This is a genomic window from Nocardia sp. NPDC050408 (genome assembly GCF_044458905.1).
Taxonomy (GTDB): domain Bacteria; phylum Actinomycetota; class Actinomycetes; order Mycobacteriales; family Mycobacteriaceae; genus Nocardia.
The window spans coordinates 1-15,593 of the sequence record NZ_JBITIL010000024.1; the positions used below are offsets into that span (position 1 = coordinate 1).

The 15,593-nt window shown below is 65.6% G+C and carries 10 protein-coding genes and 1 tRNA gene; 9 read left to right on the top strand and 2 right to left on the bottom strand.

Annotated elements, in window-relative coordinates; genetic code table 11:
• Window positions 1-371 precede the first annotated feature (371 nt).
• Both ACIBJI_RS37725 and ACIBJI_RS37730 read left to right on the top strand, forming a co-directional pair.
• Entirely contained in the window at window positions 372-1,391 is a 1,020-nt protein-coding gene (locus ACIBJI_RS37725; RefSeq protein WP_364359567.1) for an ArsA-related P-loop ATPase, read from the top strand.
• On the top strand, window positions 1,388-2,527 hold the full coding sequence (locus ACIBJI_RS37730) for an ArsA family ATPase (protein ID WP_364359536.1): 1,140 nt from the start codon (window positions 1,388-1,390) through the stop codon (window positions 2,525-2,527). The genes ACIBJI_RS37725 and ACIBJI_RS37730 overlap by 4 nt, the downstream gene beginning before the upstream one ends.
• Before the next feature lie 101 nt (window positions 2,528-2,628).
• On the opposite strand, the gene ACIBJI_RS37735 is transcribed toward ACIBJI_RS37730, so the two are convergent.
• A complete protein-coding gene (locus ACIBJI_RS37735; protein WP_040686051.1) occupies window positions 2,629-2,952 on the bottom strand; it encodes a WhiB family transcriptional regulator in 324 nt (107 codons plus the stop codon).
• Between the two features lie 444 nt (window positions 2,953-3,396).
• Here ACIBJI_RS37735 and ACIBJI_RS37740 point away from each other — a divergent pair, with 444 nt between their 5' ends.
• Window positions 3,397-5,769, top strand: coding sequence for a penicillin-binding protein (locus ACIBJI_RS37740; RefSeq protein WP_364359540.1), 2,373 nt, complete (start codon window positions 3,397-3,399; stop codon window positions 5,767-5,769).
• Window positions 5,770-5,833: 64 nt separating this feature from the next.
• On the opposite strand, the gene ACIBJI_RS37745 is transcribed toward ACIBJI_RS37740, so the two are convergent.
• Window positions 5,834-6,298 (bottom strand): GatB/YqeY domain-containing protein, encoded by a 465-nt coding sequence (locus tag ACIBJI_RS37745; RefSeq protein WP_364359543.1) that lies wholly within the window; start codon window positions 6,296-6,298, stop codon window positions 5,834-5,836.
• Window positions 6,299-6,467: 169 nt separating this feature from the next.
• Here ACIBJI_RS37745 and ACIBJI_RS37750 point away from each other — a divergent pair, with 169 nt between their 5' ends.
• The 6 genes from ACIBJI_RS37750 (at window position 6,468) to atzF (ending at window position 15,521) form a co-directional block, all read left to right on the top strand.
• On the top strand, window positions 6,468-7,430 hold the full coding sequence (locus ACIBJI_RS37750; protein ID WP_364359546.1) for a metallophosphoesterase: 963 nt from the start codon (window positions 6,468-6,470) through the stop codon (window positions 7,428-7,430).
• Between the two features lie 126 nt (window positions 7,431-7,556).
• Window positions 7,557-8,801, top strand: coding sequence for a hypothetical protein (locus ACIBJI_RS37755; protein ID WP_364359549.1), 1,245 nt, complete (start codon window positions 7,557-7,559; stop codon window positions 8,799-8,801).
• A 60-nt stretch (window positions 8,802-8,861) separates the two neighbouring features.
• Window positions 8,862-8,935 (top strand) — tRNA-Pro (locus ACIBJI_RS37760).
• Window positions 8,936-9,422: 487 nt separating this feature from the next.
• Entirely contained in the window at window positions 9,423-10,130 is a 708-nt protein-coding gene (locus ACIBJI_RS37765) for a GntR family transcriptional regulator (protein ID WP_364359552.1), read from the top strand.
• Window positions 10,131-10,140: 10 nt separating this feature from the next.
• Window positions 10,141-13,791 (top strand): urea carboxylase, encoded by a 3,651-nt coding sequence (gene uca / locus ACIBJI_RS37770; RefSeq protein ID WP_397087943.1) that lies wholly within the window; start codon window positions 10,141-10,143, stop codon window positions 13,789-13,791.
• On the top strand, window positions 13,788-15,521 hold the full coding sequence (gene atzF, locus ACIBJI_RS37775) for an allophanate hydrolase (RefSeq protein ID WP_397087945.1): 1,734 nt from the start codon (window positions 13,788-13,790) through the stop codon (window positions 15,519-15,521). The genes uca and atzF overlap by 4 nt, the downstream gene beginning before the upstream one ends.
• Window positions 15,522-15,593 lie beyond the last annotated feature (72 nt).

Here is a 15,593-nt window from a genome sequence, read left to right on the forward strand (position 1 = left end):
TCCGAGCCGTCGAGACTCGCGACTTCGTCGCATGCGCTTCGACGGCTCGGACGCGAGACGGGCCGCGAACGGGTCGCTCGTAAGACTCGCTCCGTCGTGGTTGCTGATGGCGGATCGTTCAGCACCCGATGCACAGGCGCCGGATGGTCGATGCCCGCATGCGCTTCGGCCCCTCGGCCGCGAGAAGGCCACGAATGGGTCCCTCGTAAGACTCGCTCCGTCGTGCTCGGTAGGGCAGGTATCTCACCTTGCGGCAAACTCTGGCGCAACTGTCTGAGGCAGAATCTCTGGAAAATGAGGCGCTGACCATATCGCTGGGACGCGGTCTCGGAACTGGTTATAGGCTCGCGATCGTGGGAGTACCAACAGCAGTGCCTATTTCGGCGGAGCCGGGGCTGGAAACGGGTTGGCCGGAGCGCGCGGATAGGGCCCGCCTGCATTATGTCTCCGGCAAAGGGGGGACCGGCAAGTCGACGGTCGCCGCCGCGCTGGCACTCGCGCTGGCCGCGGGCGGACGGCGGGTGCTGTTGGTCGAGGTGGAGAGCAGACAATCCATTGCCCAGCTGTTCGATCTGCCGCCGCTGCCGCCCACCGAAACCAGGATCGCCACCGCGGACGGCGGCGGTGAAGTTGTCGCGCTCGCACTGGATATCGAGCACGCCTTTCTCGAATACCTGGATATGTTCTACAACTTGGGCTTCGCCGGGCGGGCGATGCGCCGGGTCGGCGCCATCGAATTCGTCACCACGATCGCACCTGGTCTGCGCGATGTCATCTTGACCGGCAAGATCAAGGAATGCGCTGTCCGAGTGGACAAGCAGGGCAAGCAGGTATTCGACGAAATCGTCGTCGACGCACCGCCGACCGGACGCATCGCCAGCTTCCTCGATGTCACCCAGGCCATGGTCGAGGTGGCCAAGGGCGGGCCGATCGCCTCGCAGGCCGAGGGCGTTTCGCGGCTGCTGCACTCCGATCAGACCATGATCCACCTGGTCACCCTGCTGGAGGCACTGCCGGTGCAGGAAACCGCCGACGCGGTCGCCGAACTCACCGCCAATGACCTTCGGATCGGCACCGTCATCGTGAACCGCGCGACCAAGGGCCAGCTACCCGCCGACGTGCGGAATAAGGCCGCGCAGGGCGATATCGACCTCGACGCCATTCGCGCCGGACTCACCGAGGCCGGAATTTCCCTATCGGACCAGGACTTCCAGGGCCTTATCACCGAAACCGTCGAGCATTCGGCCACTTTGCGGGCACAGGACGACAGCGCCGCCGAACTCGCGAAAGTGGATGTATCGCGGATGTATCTGCCCGCACTCGCCGACGGCATGGATCTCGGTGGCATCTATGAACTTGCCGAACATCTGAGCAAGCAGGGGGTCCGATGAGCAATCCGAATATGGCTGCGCCACTGGATATTTCGAGCATTATCGCCGACCGCACCGCGCGAGTGGTGGTCTGCTGCGGCTCCGGCGGCGTCGGCAAGACGACCACCGCGGCGGCCATCGCCTTGCGCGCGGCCGAGCAGGGTCGCAAGGTCGTGGTGCTCACCATCGACCCGGCACGTCGGCTGGCCCAGTCACTCGGTGTCGCCGATCTGGACAACACTCCGCAGCGGGTGGCGCTCGGCCCGGAGGTCAAGGGCGAACTGCACGCGATGATGCTCAATATGCGGCGCACCTTCGACGATATGGTGCTCGAGCACACCAATCCGGAGAAGGCGGAGCAGATTTTCGCCAATCCCTTTTATCAGACGGTCGCCTCCTCCTTCGGTGGTACGCAGGAGTACATGGCGATGGAGAAGCTCGGTCAGTTGGCCGGGCACAAGGAGTGGGACCTGATCGTGGTCGACACTCCCCCGTCGCGCAATGCCCTCGATTTCCTCGATGCGCCCAAGCGGCTCGGAAACTTCTTGAACGGCAGGATGATCCGGGTCATCATGGCTCCCGGTCGCGGTGTCACCCGATTGGTGACCGGTGCGATGAGCCTGGCCGTACGCGGTGTGTCGACTGTTGTCGGCGGCCAGATGCTCAAGGATGCGTCGAATTTCCTGCAGTCGCTGGAGTCGCTGTTCGGTGGGTTCCAAGATCGCGCGGACCGTACCTACGCGATGCTGTCCAAGCCGGGCACGCACTTCGTGGTGGTCGCGGCCGCCGAACCGGATGCGCTGCGCGAGGCGTCGTTCTTCGTCGACCGGCTCTCCACCGAACGCATGCCGCTGGCCGGACTGATCTTGAACCGGACCCACCCGGTGCTCAGCTCACTATCGGCCGATCACGCGCTGACCGCCGCCGATCAACTGGCCGAATCCGATCCGCTGACCGCCGCGGTGCTGCGCATCCATGCTCAGCGGGTCGCCACCGCCAAGCGCGAACAGCATCTGCTGCACCGGTTCACCGGTGCGCATCCGCGCGTGCCGATCACCTCGGTGACCGCGCTGCCCTTCGAGGTCTCCGATCTCGAGGCGCTGCGTGCCGTCGGTGCACAGCTCACCGATGCGCACGAGGTCGAGGTGACCGCCTGAGCCGAAATCGACTGAGCGACTGTGTCATTCTGATGTCGGTTTGATATAGGCCCATTAACGAAGCCGAGCCCGCAATCGCGGGCTCGGCTTCATTTCCAGGGTTAGATTGCAATTTGATGTTGACGCTGGGCCTGGAAAAAGTCTGCCCAGGACGTCACCTCCGGGTGCTGCTTGAGCAGCGCACGACGCTGCCGTTCGGTCATTCCACCCCACACGCCGAATTCGACTCGATTGTCGAGCGCATCGGCCCCACACTGCATCAGCACCGGGCAGTGCCTGCAGATCGTCGCCGCCTTGCGCTGCGCCGCGCCGCGGACGAACAGTTGATCGGGGTCTACTTCCTTGCATCGGGCCTGGGCTACCCAGGCGATCCTTGCTTCGGCCTGCTCTACGTCCAATCGAGCGATGGGGGTTGTCATGTGCATTTGGTGTGCCCCTTTGCAGTCCGAACACCGGGTCAACGGCGCTCCAGAATCGCGTGTCAGTGTCGCAGCAACCCAAACCCCGCTGCGAACTGCACCACATTCCACTTTGAGTGTTAGCTCTATCACACTGGGTTCTCAATCTAGGTAAAGGTATGGCCTCTGCGCAAGACCGTCCCGAGACTTTTTGGTACGTCCGTCCCTGCAACCGTGATCCAGAACCGGGCGGTCGACTCGCCCTGCGGTCCGCCCCTCCGCGACACGCCGGAATCCATCCCACGACACGCCCAATCGGGGCAGGCTGCGCCTCGCTGGCACTCAGCTCCGCCAGCTCCGTGCCGGGCCGTGTCTATTGCTCACTCGCCGTGCTCGCTCGAGAACTCCAGGATCCGCGCTACACGCAAACACACCCGAGAGCGCTAAATCGGCACCCCGTAGTCTGGGCTCGTGCCGATCACACATACGCTCGCGAGGCTGGCCGGCAGCTGCGCGCTGGCCGCCGTGCTCGTCGCCGGGTTGTTGTTCCCTCTCGCAGGCGGTTTCGGGTTCGTCTCCAACCGGGCCGCCGACGCCGTCGACAATGTGTCCGCGGAGTTGGTGGAGGGCACCGTCCCCGCCGTCTCGACCATGGTCGACGCGAACGGAACGCCCATCGCCTGGTTGTACGAGCAGCGCCGCTTCGAGGTCCCCAGCGACAAAATCTCCAACGATATGAAGTTGGCGATCGTCTCCATCGAGGATCGGCGCTTCGCCGAGCACGCGGGTGTGGACTGGACGGGCACCATGCGCGCGTTCGTCACCAATACCAGCAGCGGCGAGGTGCAACAGGGTGCGTCCACCCTCGATCAGCAGTATGTAAAGAACTTCCAGCTACTCGTCGTTGCCAAGACCGACGCCGAGCGCCGGGCCGCCATCGAGACCACACCCGCGCGCAAACTGCGCGAGATCCGGATGGCGCTCACGCTGGACCGGGAGCTGACCAAGGACGAGATCCTCACTCGATACTTGAATCTCGTCCCGTTCGGTAACTCCTCCTATGGCATCCAGGACGCGGCGCAGACCTACTTCGGCGTCGACGCCGCGAATCTGAATGTGCCGCAGTCGGCGATGCTCGCGGGCATGGTGCAGTCCAGCTCGAAGCTGAATCCTTACACCAATCCCGAGGGTGTGCTGCAGCGGCGCAATACCGTGTTGGACACGCTGATCCAGAACATCCCCAGCCGCACCGAGGAATTCCGCAAGGCCAAGTCCGAACCGCTCGGCGTGCTGCCCGAGCCGAAGGGGCTGCCGCGCGGCTGCATCGCCGCCAACGATCGTGGGTTCTTCTGCGACTACGCGATGCAGTATCTGGCCAATGCCGGTATCAGCCGCGAGCAGATCAATACCGGTGGCTACACGATCAAGACCACGCTCGATCCGGCTCTGCAGGATTCGGTGAAACGTTCGGTTACCGATGCCGCGAACCCGAACCTGGACGACATCGCGCAGGTGATGTCGGTGGTCGGCCCGGGACAGGATTCGCATCCGCTGCTCGCCATGGCCAGCAGCCGCACCTACGGCCTGAACCGCGATGCCAATGAAACGGTGCAGCCGCAGCCGTATTCGATGGTCGGTGACGGCGCCGGCTCGATTTTCAAGATCTTCACCACGGCCGCGGCCATGGAAAAGGGCCTCGGTATCAACGCTCAACTCGATGTACCGGGCCGATTCGAGGCAAAGGGCATGGGTAACGGTGGTGCGCGCGGCTGCCCGCCCGCCACCTATTGCGTGCAGAACGCGGGTAACTACAAGTCGCCGATGTCGGTGACCGAGGCGCTGGCCACCTCGCCGAATACCGCGTTCGTCAAGCTGATCCAGGCCGTCGGGGTCACCCCGACTGTCGATATGGCGGTTCGCCTCGGCATGCGCTCCTACACCGAGGCGGGCAGCTCGGGCCACGGCAACCAGAGCCTGGCGGACATGATCAAGGAGCAGAACCTCGGCTCGTTCACCCTCGGCCCGGTCGCGATCAACCCGCTCGAACTGTCGAATGTGGCCGCGACCTTGGGTTCCGGCGGCCGGTGGTGCCCGCCCTCGCCGATCAAGGAGGTGGTCGACCGTTACGGTAAGACGGTGCCGCTGACCCAGCAGGCATGCGAGCAAGTCGTCGATCCCGGGCTGGCGAACACCCTGGCCAACGCCCTTAGTAAGGACGACGTCAGCGGTACGGCGGCCGGTGCGGCCCAGGCCACCGGCTGGAATCTGCCGCTGTCGGCCAAGACGGGAACCACCGAGAGCCACCGCTCCTCGGCGTTCCTCGGTTTCACCAATTCGCTCGCGGCCGCGGCCTACATCTACGGCGACAGCCCGACGCCCGGTGAGATCTGCTCTTTCCCGCTGCGCAGCTGCGGCGACGGCAATCTCTTCGGTGGTAATGAACCCGCTCGCACCTGGTTCAACGCGGTCAAGCCGGTGATCGGGAACTTCCCGCCACCCGGACTGCCACCGCTGGACGATAAGTATGTGCGCGGATCCAATCAGGCTCAGGTCCCCGATGTCGCGGGCATGACCCAGGGTCAGGCGACCGCCGCGCTGGTCGCCGCGGGATTCCAGGTCTCGCCGGTGAACGGCGTCGGTGCGCCGCCGAAGGGGACGGTGATGGGGACAGCGCCGAATGGGTCGGCGATTCCCGGGTCGGTGATCACGATCTATATCAGCGATGGGACCGAACGGGCACCCGCGCCGGCACCTGGACCGGCACCGGCGCCTGGGCTTCCGATTCCGGGTATTCCCGGCATACCGGGATTGCCGAATATTCCGGGATTCCCAGTGCCTCGATAGCGCCACTGACAATACGAAAGCCGCCGACCCGGATCCCGGATCGGCGGCTTTCGTATATGTATGGCTACAGGCGCGCCTTCACGGCGGCCGAGATCCGGGAGCCGTCGGCCTTACCAGCGGCGATCGCGGTGGCCGCCTTCATGACCTGACCCATCTGGCGCATGCCCGGCCGCTCGCCGAGTTCCTCGGCGACCTGCGCGATCGCGGTATCGGCGACGTCGGCGACCTCGGCGTCGGTCAGCTGCGTCGGCAGATATTCATCGATGATGCGCGCCTCGGCGTGTTCGTTGGCGGCCAGGTCGCCACGCCCGGCCTGGGTGTAGACCTCGGCCGACTCGTTGCGCTTCTTCGCCTCTTTCTGCAGTACGGCGATGACCTCGGCGTCGGAGAGTTCACGCGCCTGCGAGCCCGCGACCTCCGCGGTCTGGATGGCGGCGAGCAGCATCCTGAGGGTGGCGAGGCGCAGCGTGTCCTTGGCTTTCATCGCGGCGGTCATATCCGCACGCAGCTGCGATTTGAGTTCCGACATGTGCCACACGGTAGCCGTTTCCCCGTTCCCGGCCCACTACATTTGACGCTCGACCCGGATTCACCACACGCTCCGTAGCGACTGCTTGCAGGTCGCTCGAAACGACCAGCCGACCGCTTGTGCGGAAACACACTCGGCGTTCCGCACCGGGGTCACCTATGCTGGGCAAATGCCCGTAATCTCGACCTCCGCCATCCGACGAACCGCGTTGGGAGCCGCCGGGGCCGCGGTGGCCGGTATCGGCTACGCCTCGCTGATCGAACGAAATGCCTTCGTACTGCGCGAGGCCACGATGCCCGTCCTAGCGCCGGGCTCGTCGTCACTACGGATACTGCACATCAGCGATCTGCACATGATGCCCGGTCAGAAGCTCAAGCAGCAGTGGCTGCGGGAGCTGGATCGGCTGGAGCCGGATCTGGTCGTCAATACGGGGGACAATCTTTCGCACCAGAAGTCGGTGCCCGCGGTGGTGCAGGCCCTCGGCGGATTGCTTTCCCGCCCAGGCCTTTTCGTTTTCGGCAGCAATGACTATTTCGCGCCGGTGCCGAAGAATCCGGCGAAGTACTTCAAGAAGGATCACCGCCGGGTGTATGGCGCGCCGTTGCCGTGGAAGGATCTGCGCGCGGCCTTCACCGAACGCGGCTGGCTCGATCTGACCCACGTCCGCCGCGATATCGAGGTCGCGGGCATACGCATCGCGAGCGCGGGCGTCGACGATCCGCACCTGCAGCGCGACCGGTACGACACCGTCGCGGGCGCGCCCAACCCGCTCGCCGTGCTGAGCATCGGACTGTCCCACTCCCCCGAACCCCGGGTGCTGGACCGTTTCGCCGAGGACGGCTACGACCTGGTCATGGCCGGACATACGCACGGCGGCCAGCTGTGCCTGCCCGGATACGGTGCGCTCGTCACCAACTGCGGTATCGATCGCTCGCGGGTGAAGGGCTCGTCCAAGTGGGGCGCGCACACCCAACTGCACGTCTCCGCAGGTCTGGGCACCTCGCCGTGGGCGCCGTACCGGTTCTGCTGCCGCCCCGAGGCGACGCTGCTGACTCTGGTCGCCGCACCGCCGAAGCGTCCCAATGCCGAAAGCGGACAGGGCGTTTCACCCTCGGAAGCCATCGCTCGCTGAGTTCCGCTAAGGTCCTTTGCCGAGACTGACGTCAGGCAGGGGACAGCGTGAGCGGGCGGAGCGAGTGAACCATCAACACAGCGTGCAATCGCGCACGACGAAGCCGAGCGCCAGCGGGGCACAGTCGTGAGTGATTCCGACGACCGGCGCGAATCCGGTACGCACTATCAGCAACAGCCTTCCAGCGCAGAGCAATTCGGCCCTGCGCTGGGACAGCCGGGGCAGTCCGAGCCCGCTCGGCCGGCGGCCGACGAATCGCACAGCACGTTCGGTGCGCCGGTACAGCTCGATCCGACCGCACTGTCACCGTTCGGCCCGGAACCCACGGCCACACCGTGGAACGGCGGCGTCGCACCGGCGCTGCCCATGCCGTGGCCGCCCCAGCAGCAAACGACAAGTGCCCCTGGTCAATTCGATCCGACCCTGCAGTGGGCGCCGCAACCCGCTCCGGCATGGCAGGCGGGCTCGGCGCAGGCGGGCTCGGCGACGCAATTCCAGCCCGGTGCAACGCCATCCGGACCGTATGGCGGGATGCAAGTGCCCCAGGGCCCGGGCTCGAATGCGCTCTTCGGTGACCGATTCGCATCGCACTTGACCGCCGCGTCGAGCGCGAATCGACCGACCCACGGACGCCGCACCACCTGGATCGCCGCCGCGGTCGCGACGCTCGTGGTCGCGGCCGGGGCGACGGTGGCGATCGTCACGGCCAACCACGACTCCGACGAGACCACGGCGCAAAATCCGGCTCCCTCGATGGTGAGTGCACTCACCCCCACTGGTTCGCATACCTCGACTCAGCCGACCACCACCAAGCACGCCCCGGCCAATAACGAAACGCCGGTCGTACCCGGTTACCAGGTGGTGGTGGCCACGGATCTCGGTGCCGCCTATGACGTGCCCGCCGACTGGACGGTGGCCCCCGACGGCAAGGTCGGTGGCTTCGGCGAACCGCCGAATGCCGTCACCGGTAAGGGGTTGGCCACCGAGGGGAAGAGTTACTGCCCCGGCTCGACCCGCACCGTGGCCTTCCTGACCGGCTCCAAGGACACCGATTCGGCAACCGCCGCAACCGAACTCGGCACCAGAACCGCCAAGATCGCATACCCCGACTCACCGGGCGGCACACCCGGCGCCGCGCAGCCGCTGCGCTCGCTCGACGGCTCCCAGCAGGGCATGTTCGTCGAGACCAAGGGCACCGCGACCAAGGTCAACCCGGGCTGCGCGACGGAGTACTCGATCTACACCTTCGCGACCCCGACCGATAGCGGCAATTTCGTCATGGTGATCGCGGCCGACACCGGCGTCCCCAATGCCGTCGACACGGCCACCGCGATGCGCATCTTCACCAGCATTCGACCCCACGGAGGCTGATTGACCTGCGGGTTTAACGTCTGGACGTGAGCTGTTGTAAGCTACTCCAGGTTCGCTTCACGGGGTGTGGCGCAGCTTGGTAGCGCGCTTCGTTCGGGACGAAGAGGTCGCAGGTTCAAATCCTGTCACCCCGACTCGTGGTTGAGACGAATGGTTCCGCCCCCGGCCCGCACAGGTCGGGGGCGGAGCTGTTTACGCTGGTTGGCCCGGCGGTCCGGGGTGGGCCACCACACCGCGCAGGCAATGACCGCTAGTAGCCCGCAGACCAGGGCGAGCAAGCCAACGATCACGAACGCATCCATCCATACCTCCCGAGACCTCTCGTAGGTGCACCCGGCGTCGTGACGGATCTGCACCGACCGGCGGCACGAAAGTGCGCGGCTGTCATCAGCCTGCTGGGACAATGTGTCCTGCGGTGGTGCGGCGACGTTGCCAAGTGTTGCTGTCTGCTCCCCCTCACTGTGCACCGCCGGTGCGAAATTCCGGAAGGCGGCGCGCCGAAGGAATGCGCGACGGTTCCGATATGTCCCTGGTCGTCCCATATGGGCGATGAGCAGACTCTTACCGCTTGCTAACGTGCGGTCATCTCGATGAAACGCGAGGTCCATAGCGTATACACGCATGTCGACACGGGTGGCCACACTGGCGGATGCGGGGGGACGGCCGCTGCGAGACGTTGTTTATACGACTTTGCGCGGCGAGTTGATGAACGGTGATATCCGGTTCGGCGAGCGGCTGACCGAGCCCAAGCTGTCGACTCGGTTCGGTATCTCGCGCACGCCGGTCCGGGAGGCGCTGACCATGCTGTGCTCGGACGGGCTTTTACATCGGGAGGAATACGGCTTCACTCCGGTGCGGCCGAGCATTCCGCTGATCCGAGACCTGTACGAGCTGCGAATCACCTTGGAGCTCAGCGGAATTCAGCGCGCCATCGATAATCCGGCGGTCGTGCACGATCATGCGCTGCTGGCGGCCGAACGGGAGGCCTGGCTGGCCCTGCGGGCGGATCCGCCCGAGCAGGAGCCCGGTTTCGTGGTGCGCGACGAGGAGTTCCACGTCACGCTGCTGACGGCGGCGGGCAATGCCGAGCTGGTGCGTTCGCTGAAGGCGGTGAATTCGCGGATCCGGCATGTCCGGATGTACGACTTCATGGTCAACAACCGGATCGAGACCACCATTGCCGAGCATCTGGGAATTCTGGATGCCGTACTGGCACAAGATCTTGCGCTGGCATACCGACTGCTGCACACGCACATCGGCGAATCGCTCGATGTCGTTCTCGATCGGGTCACGCGGGCCATTACCGCGATGTCCTTGGCAACTGAATAGGGAGTTTTCGGTGACATTGGAATTCGATACAGTTCTGGTCGCCAATCGCGGCGAAATCGCCTGCCGGATCATGCGGACGGCGCATGCGCTCGGACTGAAGACCGTCGCCGTGTACTCCGATGCCGATGTCGGTGCCGCCCATGTCGAAATCGCCGATGTAGCAGTACATCTGGGGTCGAGTCCGGCGACCGAGTCGTACCTGCGCGCGGACCGGGTGATCGCAGCGGCGCTGTCGACGGGTGCGGGTGCGATTCATCCCGGATACGGATTCCTTTCGGAGAATGCGGATTTCGCTGCGGCGGTGACCGATGCCGGGATCGCATTCGTCGGGCCGACGCCGGAGCAATTGCGCATCTTCGGCGATAAGCACACCGCCCGCGAGACGGCCAAAGCCGTTGGGGTGCCATTGATTCCGGGCACCGGGCTGCTCGAATCGGCCGAGCACGCGGTTGCCGAGGCCGAGCGTATCGGCTATCCAGTAATGCTCAAGGCCGTCGGTGGTGGCGGCGGCATCGGCATGCAGGCCTGCGAAAATGCCGATGAGCTGCGGTCGGCCTATGCGCGTGTGCAGCGTTTGGCCGCGACACATTTCTCCTCGACCGGTGTCTTCCTGGAGCGGTTCGTGGCGCGGGCCAGGCATGTCGAGGTGCAGCTGTTCGGTGACGGTCACGGGCGTGTGGTGAGCCTCGGCACCAGGGATTGTTCGCTGCAGCGGCGCAATCAGAAGGTGCTGGAGGAAGCGCCCGCACCCGAACTCGCGCCGGAGCTGTCAGAGCAGTTGCTCGCGGCGTCGCGGGAGTTGGCCAGGTCGGTCGGGTACCGATCGGCGGGCACGGTGGAATTCGTCTACGACATCGAGCGCGGTGCGGCCTCGTTCCTCGAGATGAATACCCGGCTGCAGGTCGAGCATCCGGTGACCGAGGCGATCACTCGGATCGATCTGGTCGGGTGGATGCTGCGGCTGGCGGGTGGGGACAGCTCGATGGTCGACGAACTGCCCGAGACCGGACCGGTGATCAGCGGATGGGCCGTGCAGGCGCGGGTCTACGCCGAGGATCCGGGACACGATTACCGACCGAGCGCCGGGCTGATCACTTCGGCTACGTTTCCGGTGGATACCGGGGTTCGCGTCGATACCTGGGTCACGACGGGCACCGAGGTCAGTCCGTATTACGACCCGCTGCTCGCGAAGGTGATCACCTCGGGAGCCACGCGCGCGGCCGCCTTCGCGGAATTGAGCGATGCGCTGGTCGCGACCAGGATCTACGGGGTCCAAACGAATCTGCCCCAGTTGCGGGCGGCGAGCGCAGATCCCGTGGTGCTAGCCGCGGACCATGTCACGACCACGCTGGCCGATATCCGACCCGCCAGCCATCGCATCGATGTGCTGCGCGCAGGCACGATGACCACGATTCAGGATCATCCGGGCCGAATCGGCTTGTGGCAGGTCGGAATTCCGCCGTCGGGCCCGATGGATGATCTGTCGTTCACCCTGGCGAATATCGCCGTCGGCAACCCATCCGGGGTACCCGCGCTGGAATGTACGCTGCATGGTCCCCGACTGCTTTTCACCGATACGACCGTGGTGTGCGTGACGGGCGCCTCGGCGCCGGTCACGGTGGATGAACGGCCGATCCGGATGTGGCAGCCGGTGACCGTCCCGGCCGGGTCGGTGCTCGATATCGGCGCACCGTCGGACGCCGGCCTGCGCACCTACCTCGCGGTGCGCGGTGGCATCGATGCACCGCTCTATCACGGCAGCGCCGCAACCTTCACGCTCGGCGGTTTCGGCGGCAGCACCGGTAAAGCAATTGTCGCGGGTGACGTGCTGGGAGTCGTCAGGGATCGACCCGAACTCGCTGAGCCGCAAGAGGTTCCGCTCGACGAACGACCCCGATTCACGCATGTCTGGCAACTGGCCGTCGGTATCGGACCACAGACCGCGCCAACCTATTTCACCGACGCGGATATGGACCAATTCTATTCGCACCCTTGGAAAGTCGGCAGTCATGCGAATCGCACCGGTATCAGGCTGGAGGGTCCGAAGCCGACCTGGTCGCGCACCGACGGCGGCGATGCGGGGCTGCATCCGTCGAATCTGCACGACAACCCGTACAGCGTAGGAACATTGAATGTCTCCGGTGATACCCCGATCCTGCTCGGTCCGGACGGTCCGAGCCTCGGCGGCTTCGCCTGCCCGCTGACCGTGATCTCGGCGCATCGCTGGAAGCTCGGCCAGTTACGTCCCGGGGATACCGTCCGCTTCGTGCCCGTCGACGATGCCCGGGCCACGGCGCTGCGCCGTTCGAACGCCGCCCGCGCCGAGGCCGATGCCCCATCTGCGACACCGAGCCTGCTCACCGGTTCCCGCGCGCCGGTCGGACTGGACGATCGCGGCATCCTCGGCACCGTCGCGGCGGGTGCGGATCGTCCGCCGGTCGCCTATTTGCGCGGCGGCGATGACAATATCCTGGTCGAATACGGCGAGAGGGTGCTGGATCTCGGCCTGCGCATGCGGGTACACGCACTCGCCGAGGCATTGGCGGCCACCGGCCTCCCGGGCATCATCGATGTGACACCGGGTGTCCGTTCGCTGCACATCCATTTCGATCCCGAGGTGCTGCCGCAGTATCGGTTGCTCGGCAGGCTGACCGACCTCGAATCCGAACTGCCCGCCACCCACGACCTCGTGGTGCCCAGTCGCACGATTCGATTGCCGTTGTCGTTCGACGATCCCTCGATTGCCGAGGCCATCGATCGATACCGCAGCGGGGTCCGCGATACCGCGCCGTGGCTGCCGTCGAACACCGAGTTCATCCGCCGCATCAATGGCCTCGACAGCATCGCGGATGTGCGTGCCGCGGTATTCGACGCGGAGTACCTGGTGCTCGGCCTCGGTGACGTATACCTCGGTGCACCGCTCGCGGTTCCGCTCGATCCGCGACATCGGTTGGTCACCACCAAGTACAATCCGGCACGCACCTGGACGCCATCGGATGCGGTTGGTATCGGCGGCAAGTACCTCTGCGTATACGGCATGGCATCACCGGGCGGCTATCAACTGATCGGCCGGACGGTGCCGATCTGGTCCAGCTACCGGCAATCCGCGCCATTCGAAGCAGGCACCCCATGGCTGTTTCGATTCTTCGACCGGATCGTCTGGGAGCCGGTGACTGCTGAGCAGTTGCTCGAGCAGCGCGCGGCCGCCGCAGCGGGGCGTTTCGACGCCGAGGTCAGCGATGGCACCTTCGCACTCGCCGACCATCTGCGACTGCTCGCCGAAAATGCGGAAGCCATAACGGAATTCGAGGCCAAACAGGCCATCGCCTTCGATGCGGAGAAGCAGGCCTGGCGCGCCGCAGGGGAATTCGAGCAGAGCGCGACCGCCGAGAGCGCAGCGGAACCCGTGACCGACCCACTGGCCGGATTACCGCCGGACGCGACGGTGGTCACCGCACCGATGATCGGCAATGTCTGGCGGGTGGAGGTCGAGGTGGGCCAACGCCTCGGCGCGGGCGATCCGGTGGCCATCCTGGAGGCGATGAAACTCGAACTGCCGGTGCACAGCCCGGGCACCGGCACGGTACTGAAGGTGCTGGCCGCACCAGGCGCGAAAGTCGAACCGGGAACCCCACTAGCAGTGATCGGAGCCGCCGAATGACCTCAGGTGTCCTAGGCAATACCGAAGTCCACGGCACGCCCACCGCACGGGTCGCGGCAGCGTATCGGCGGATCGCAGAGGTCGATCGGCCGGAGGTGTGGATCACGCTGCGCGTCGAGTCCGATGTCGCCGCCGAGGCCGCGGCCGTTGAGCGACGGGTCGCCGCAGGTGAATCCTTGCCGCTGGCAGGGGTATTGGTCGCGGTCAAGGACAATATCGATGTAGCGGGGCTACCGACGACCGCGGCCTGTCCCGAATTCGCCTACACCGCCGAGGTCACGGCGGCGGCGGTCGAGCGCCTGGTCGCGGCGGGGGCACTGGTCCTCGGTAAAACGAATCTGGATCAGTTCGCAACGGGGCTCGTCGGTACTCGCAGCCCCTACGGCGCGGTGCGTCACGCGCACGATCCGGAGTTGATCTCCGGCGGGTCCAGTTCCGGATCGGCGGTCGCCGTGGCGCTGGGTGTCGCGGATATCGGGATCGGTACGGACACCGCGGGTTCCGGACGTGTCCCGGCCGCACTGCACGGAATCGTAGGTGTCAAAGCCACTTTGGGGATCATTCCCGCGCACGGTGTGGTCCGAGCGTGTGCGGACTACGACGCCGTGACGGTCTTCGCCACTGACCTCGAGCGCGCGGTCCGAGCGGCCGCTGTCATGGCCGGACCGGAATCGCGGGATCCGCGCAGCCGGTCCTGGCCCGCCGATGTAGCGCTCGCCGCACCGCAGACCATCCGGCTCGCGGTTCCCCGCGCCGAAGATCTCGTCACGCTCAGTGATCCGTACCGAGATGCCTTCGCCCGCACTGTATCCGCGCTGTCGAGCGGCGGGATCACGACCGAAGAGGTCGATATCTCCGGGATGCTCGATGCCGCACTCCTGCTCTACGACGGCGCGATCGTCGCCGAACGCTATGCGGCCGTCGGGGCGTTCCTCGATACCGCACCGGCGAGTGCCGATCCCACCGTGACGGCGATCATCAATGCCGCGCGAGCCACGACAGGCCCCGGATTCGCGGCCGATCTGGATACCCTCGCGAAGGCCAAGGCCGCCGCGGCACAGACATTGCGGGGATTCGCCGGACTGCTGTTACCGACGACCACGGAGCATCCGAGTATCGCCGCGGTACAAGCGGATCCGTTCGGCATCAACCGTCGACTGGGCACGTTCACGAACTTCTGCAATCTCCTGGATATGGCGGCCGTCGCCGTCCCCGGCCAACCCACCGCGACCGGTGCGCCGTTCGGGGTGATGGTCGTGACGCCCGCCTTCACCGATCAGGTCGCCGTCGATATCGCCGCCCGCATCGTCGGCGAGGACATTCCCCCGGCATTGGTCGAAGACGGTGTCGAACTGGCCGTCTTCGGCGCGCACCTGCGCGGCCAGCCGCTGCACTGGCAGCTGGAGGAGATCGGCGCGCGGTTCACCGGCGAGATCCGCACCACCGACGCGTACCGCCTGACCGCACTGGACACCACACCCCCGAAACCAGGACTGGTGCGGCACGGCTCGGGACTCGGTGCGCCGATCCTCGGCGAGCTGTTCCGGGTATCGGCGGCGGGGCTCGGTCGCTTCCTCGCCGCGCTGCCCGCGCCGATGGCCTTGACCAGTATCGAACTCTCCGACGGACGTGCGGTTATCGGCTTCGCCTGCACCTACGACGCCGCACGATCTGCCACCGACATCACCTCATTCGGCGGCTGGAAGGCCTATATGCAAGACCAGCACTGACTCATCCGTCTTACACATTTGTACTAGACAAACGTGCAACTCGTCTGTTAGACATATGTACAAGACATTCGA

Excerpts from the sequence above, each read along its gene's own strand:
- ACIBJI_RS37730 (WP_364359536.1), top strand. The coding sequence starts at position 1,388 with ATGAGCAATCCGAATATGGCTGCGCCACTGGATATTTCGAGCATTATC.
- ACIBJI_RS37735 (WP_040686051.1), bottom strand. The coding sequence starts at position 2,952 with ATGCACATGACAACCCCCATCGCTCGATTGGACGTAGAGCAGGCCGAA.
- ACIBJI_RS37745 (WP_364359543.1), bottom strand. The coding sequence starts at position 6,298 with ATGTCGGAACTCAAATCGCAGCTGCGTGCGGATATGACCGCCGCGATG.
- ACIBJI_RS37750 (WP_364359546.1), top strand. The coding sequence starts at position 6,468 with ATGCCCGTAATCTCGACCTCCGCCATCCGACGAACCGCGTTGGGAGCC.
- ACIBJI_RS37765 (WP_364359552.1), top strand. The coding sequence starts at position 9,423 with ATGTCGACACGGGTGGCCACACTGGCGGATGCGGGGGGACGGCCGCTG.
- atzF (WP_397087945.1), top strand. The coding sequence starts at position 13,788 with ATGACCTCAGGTGTCCTAGGCAATACCGAAGTCCACGGCACGCCCACC.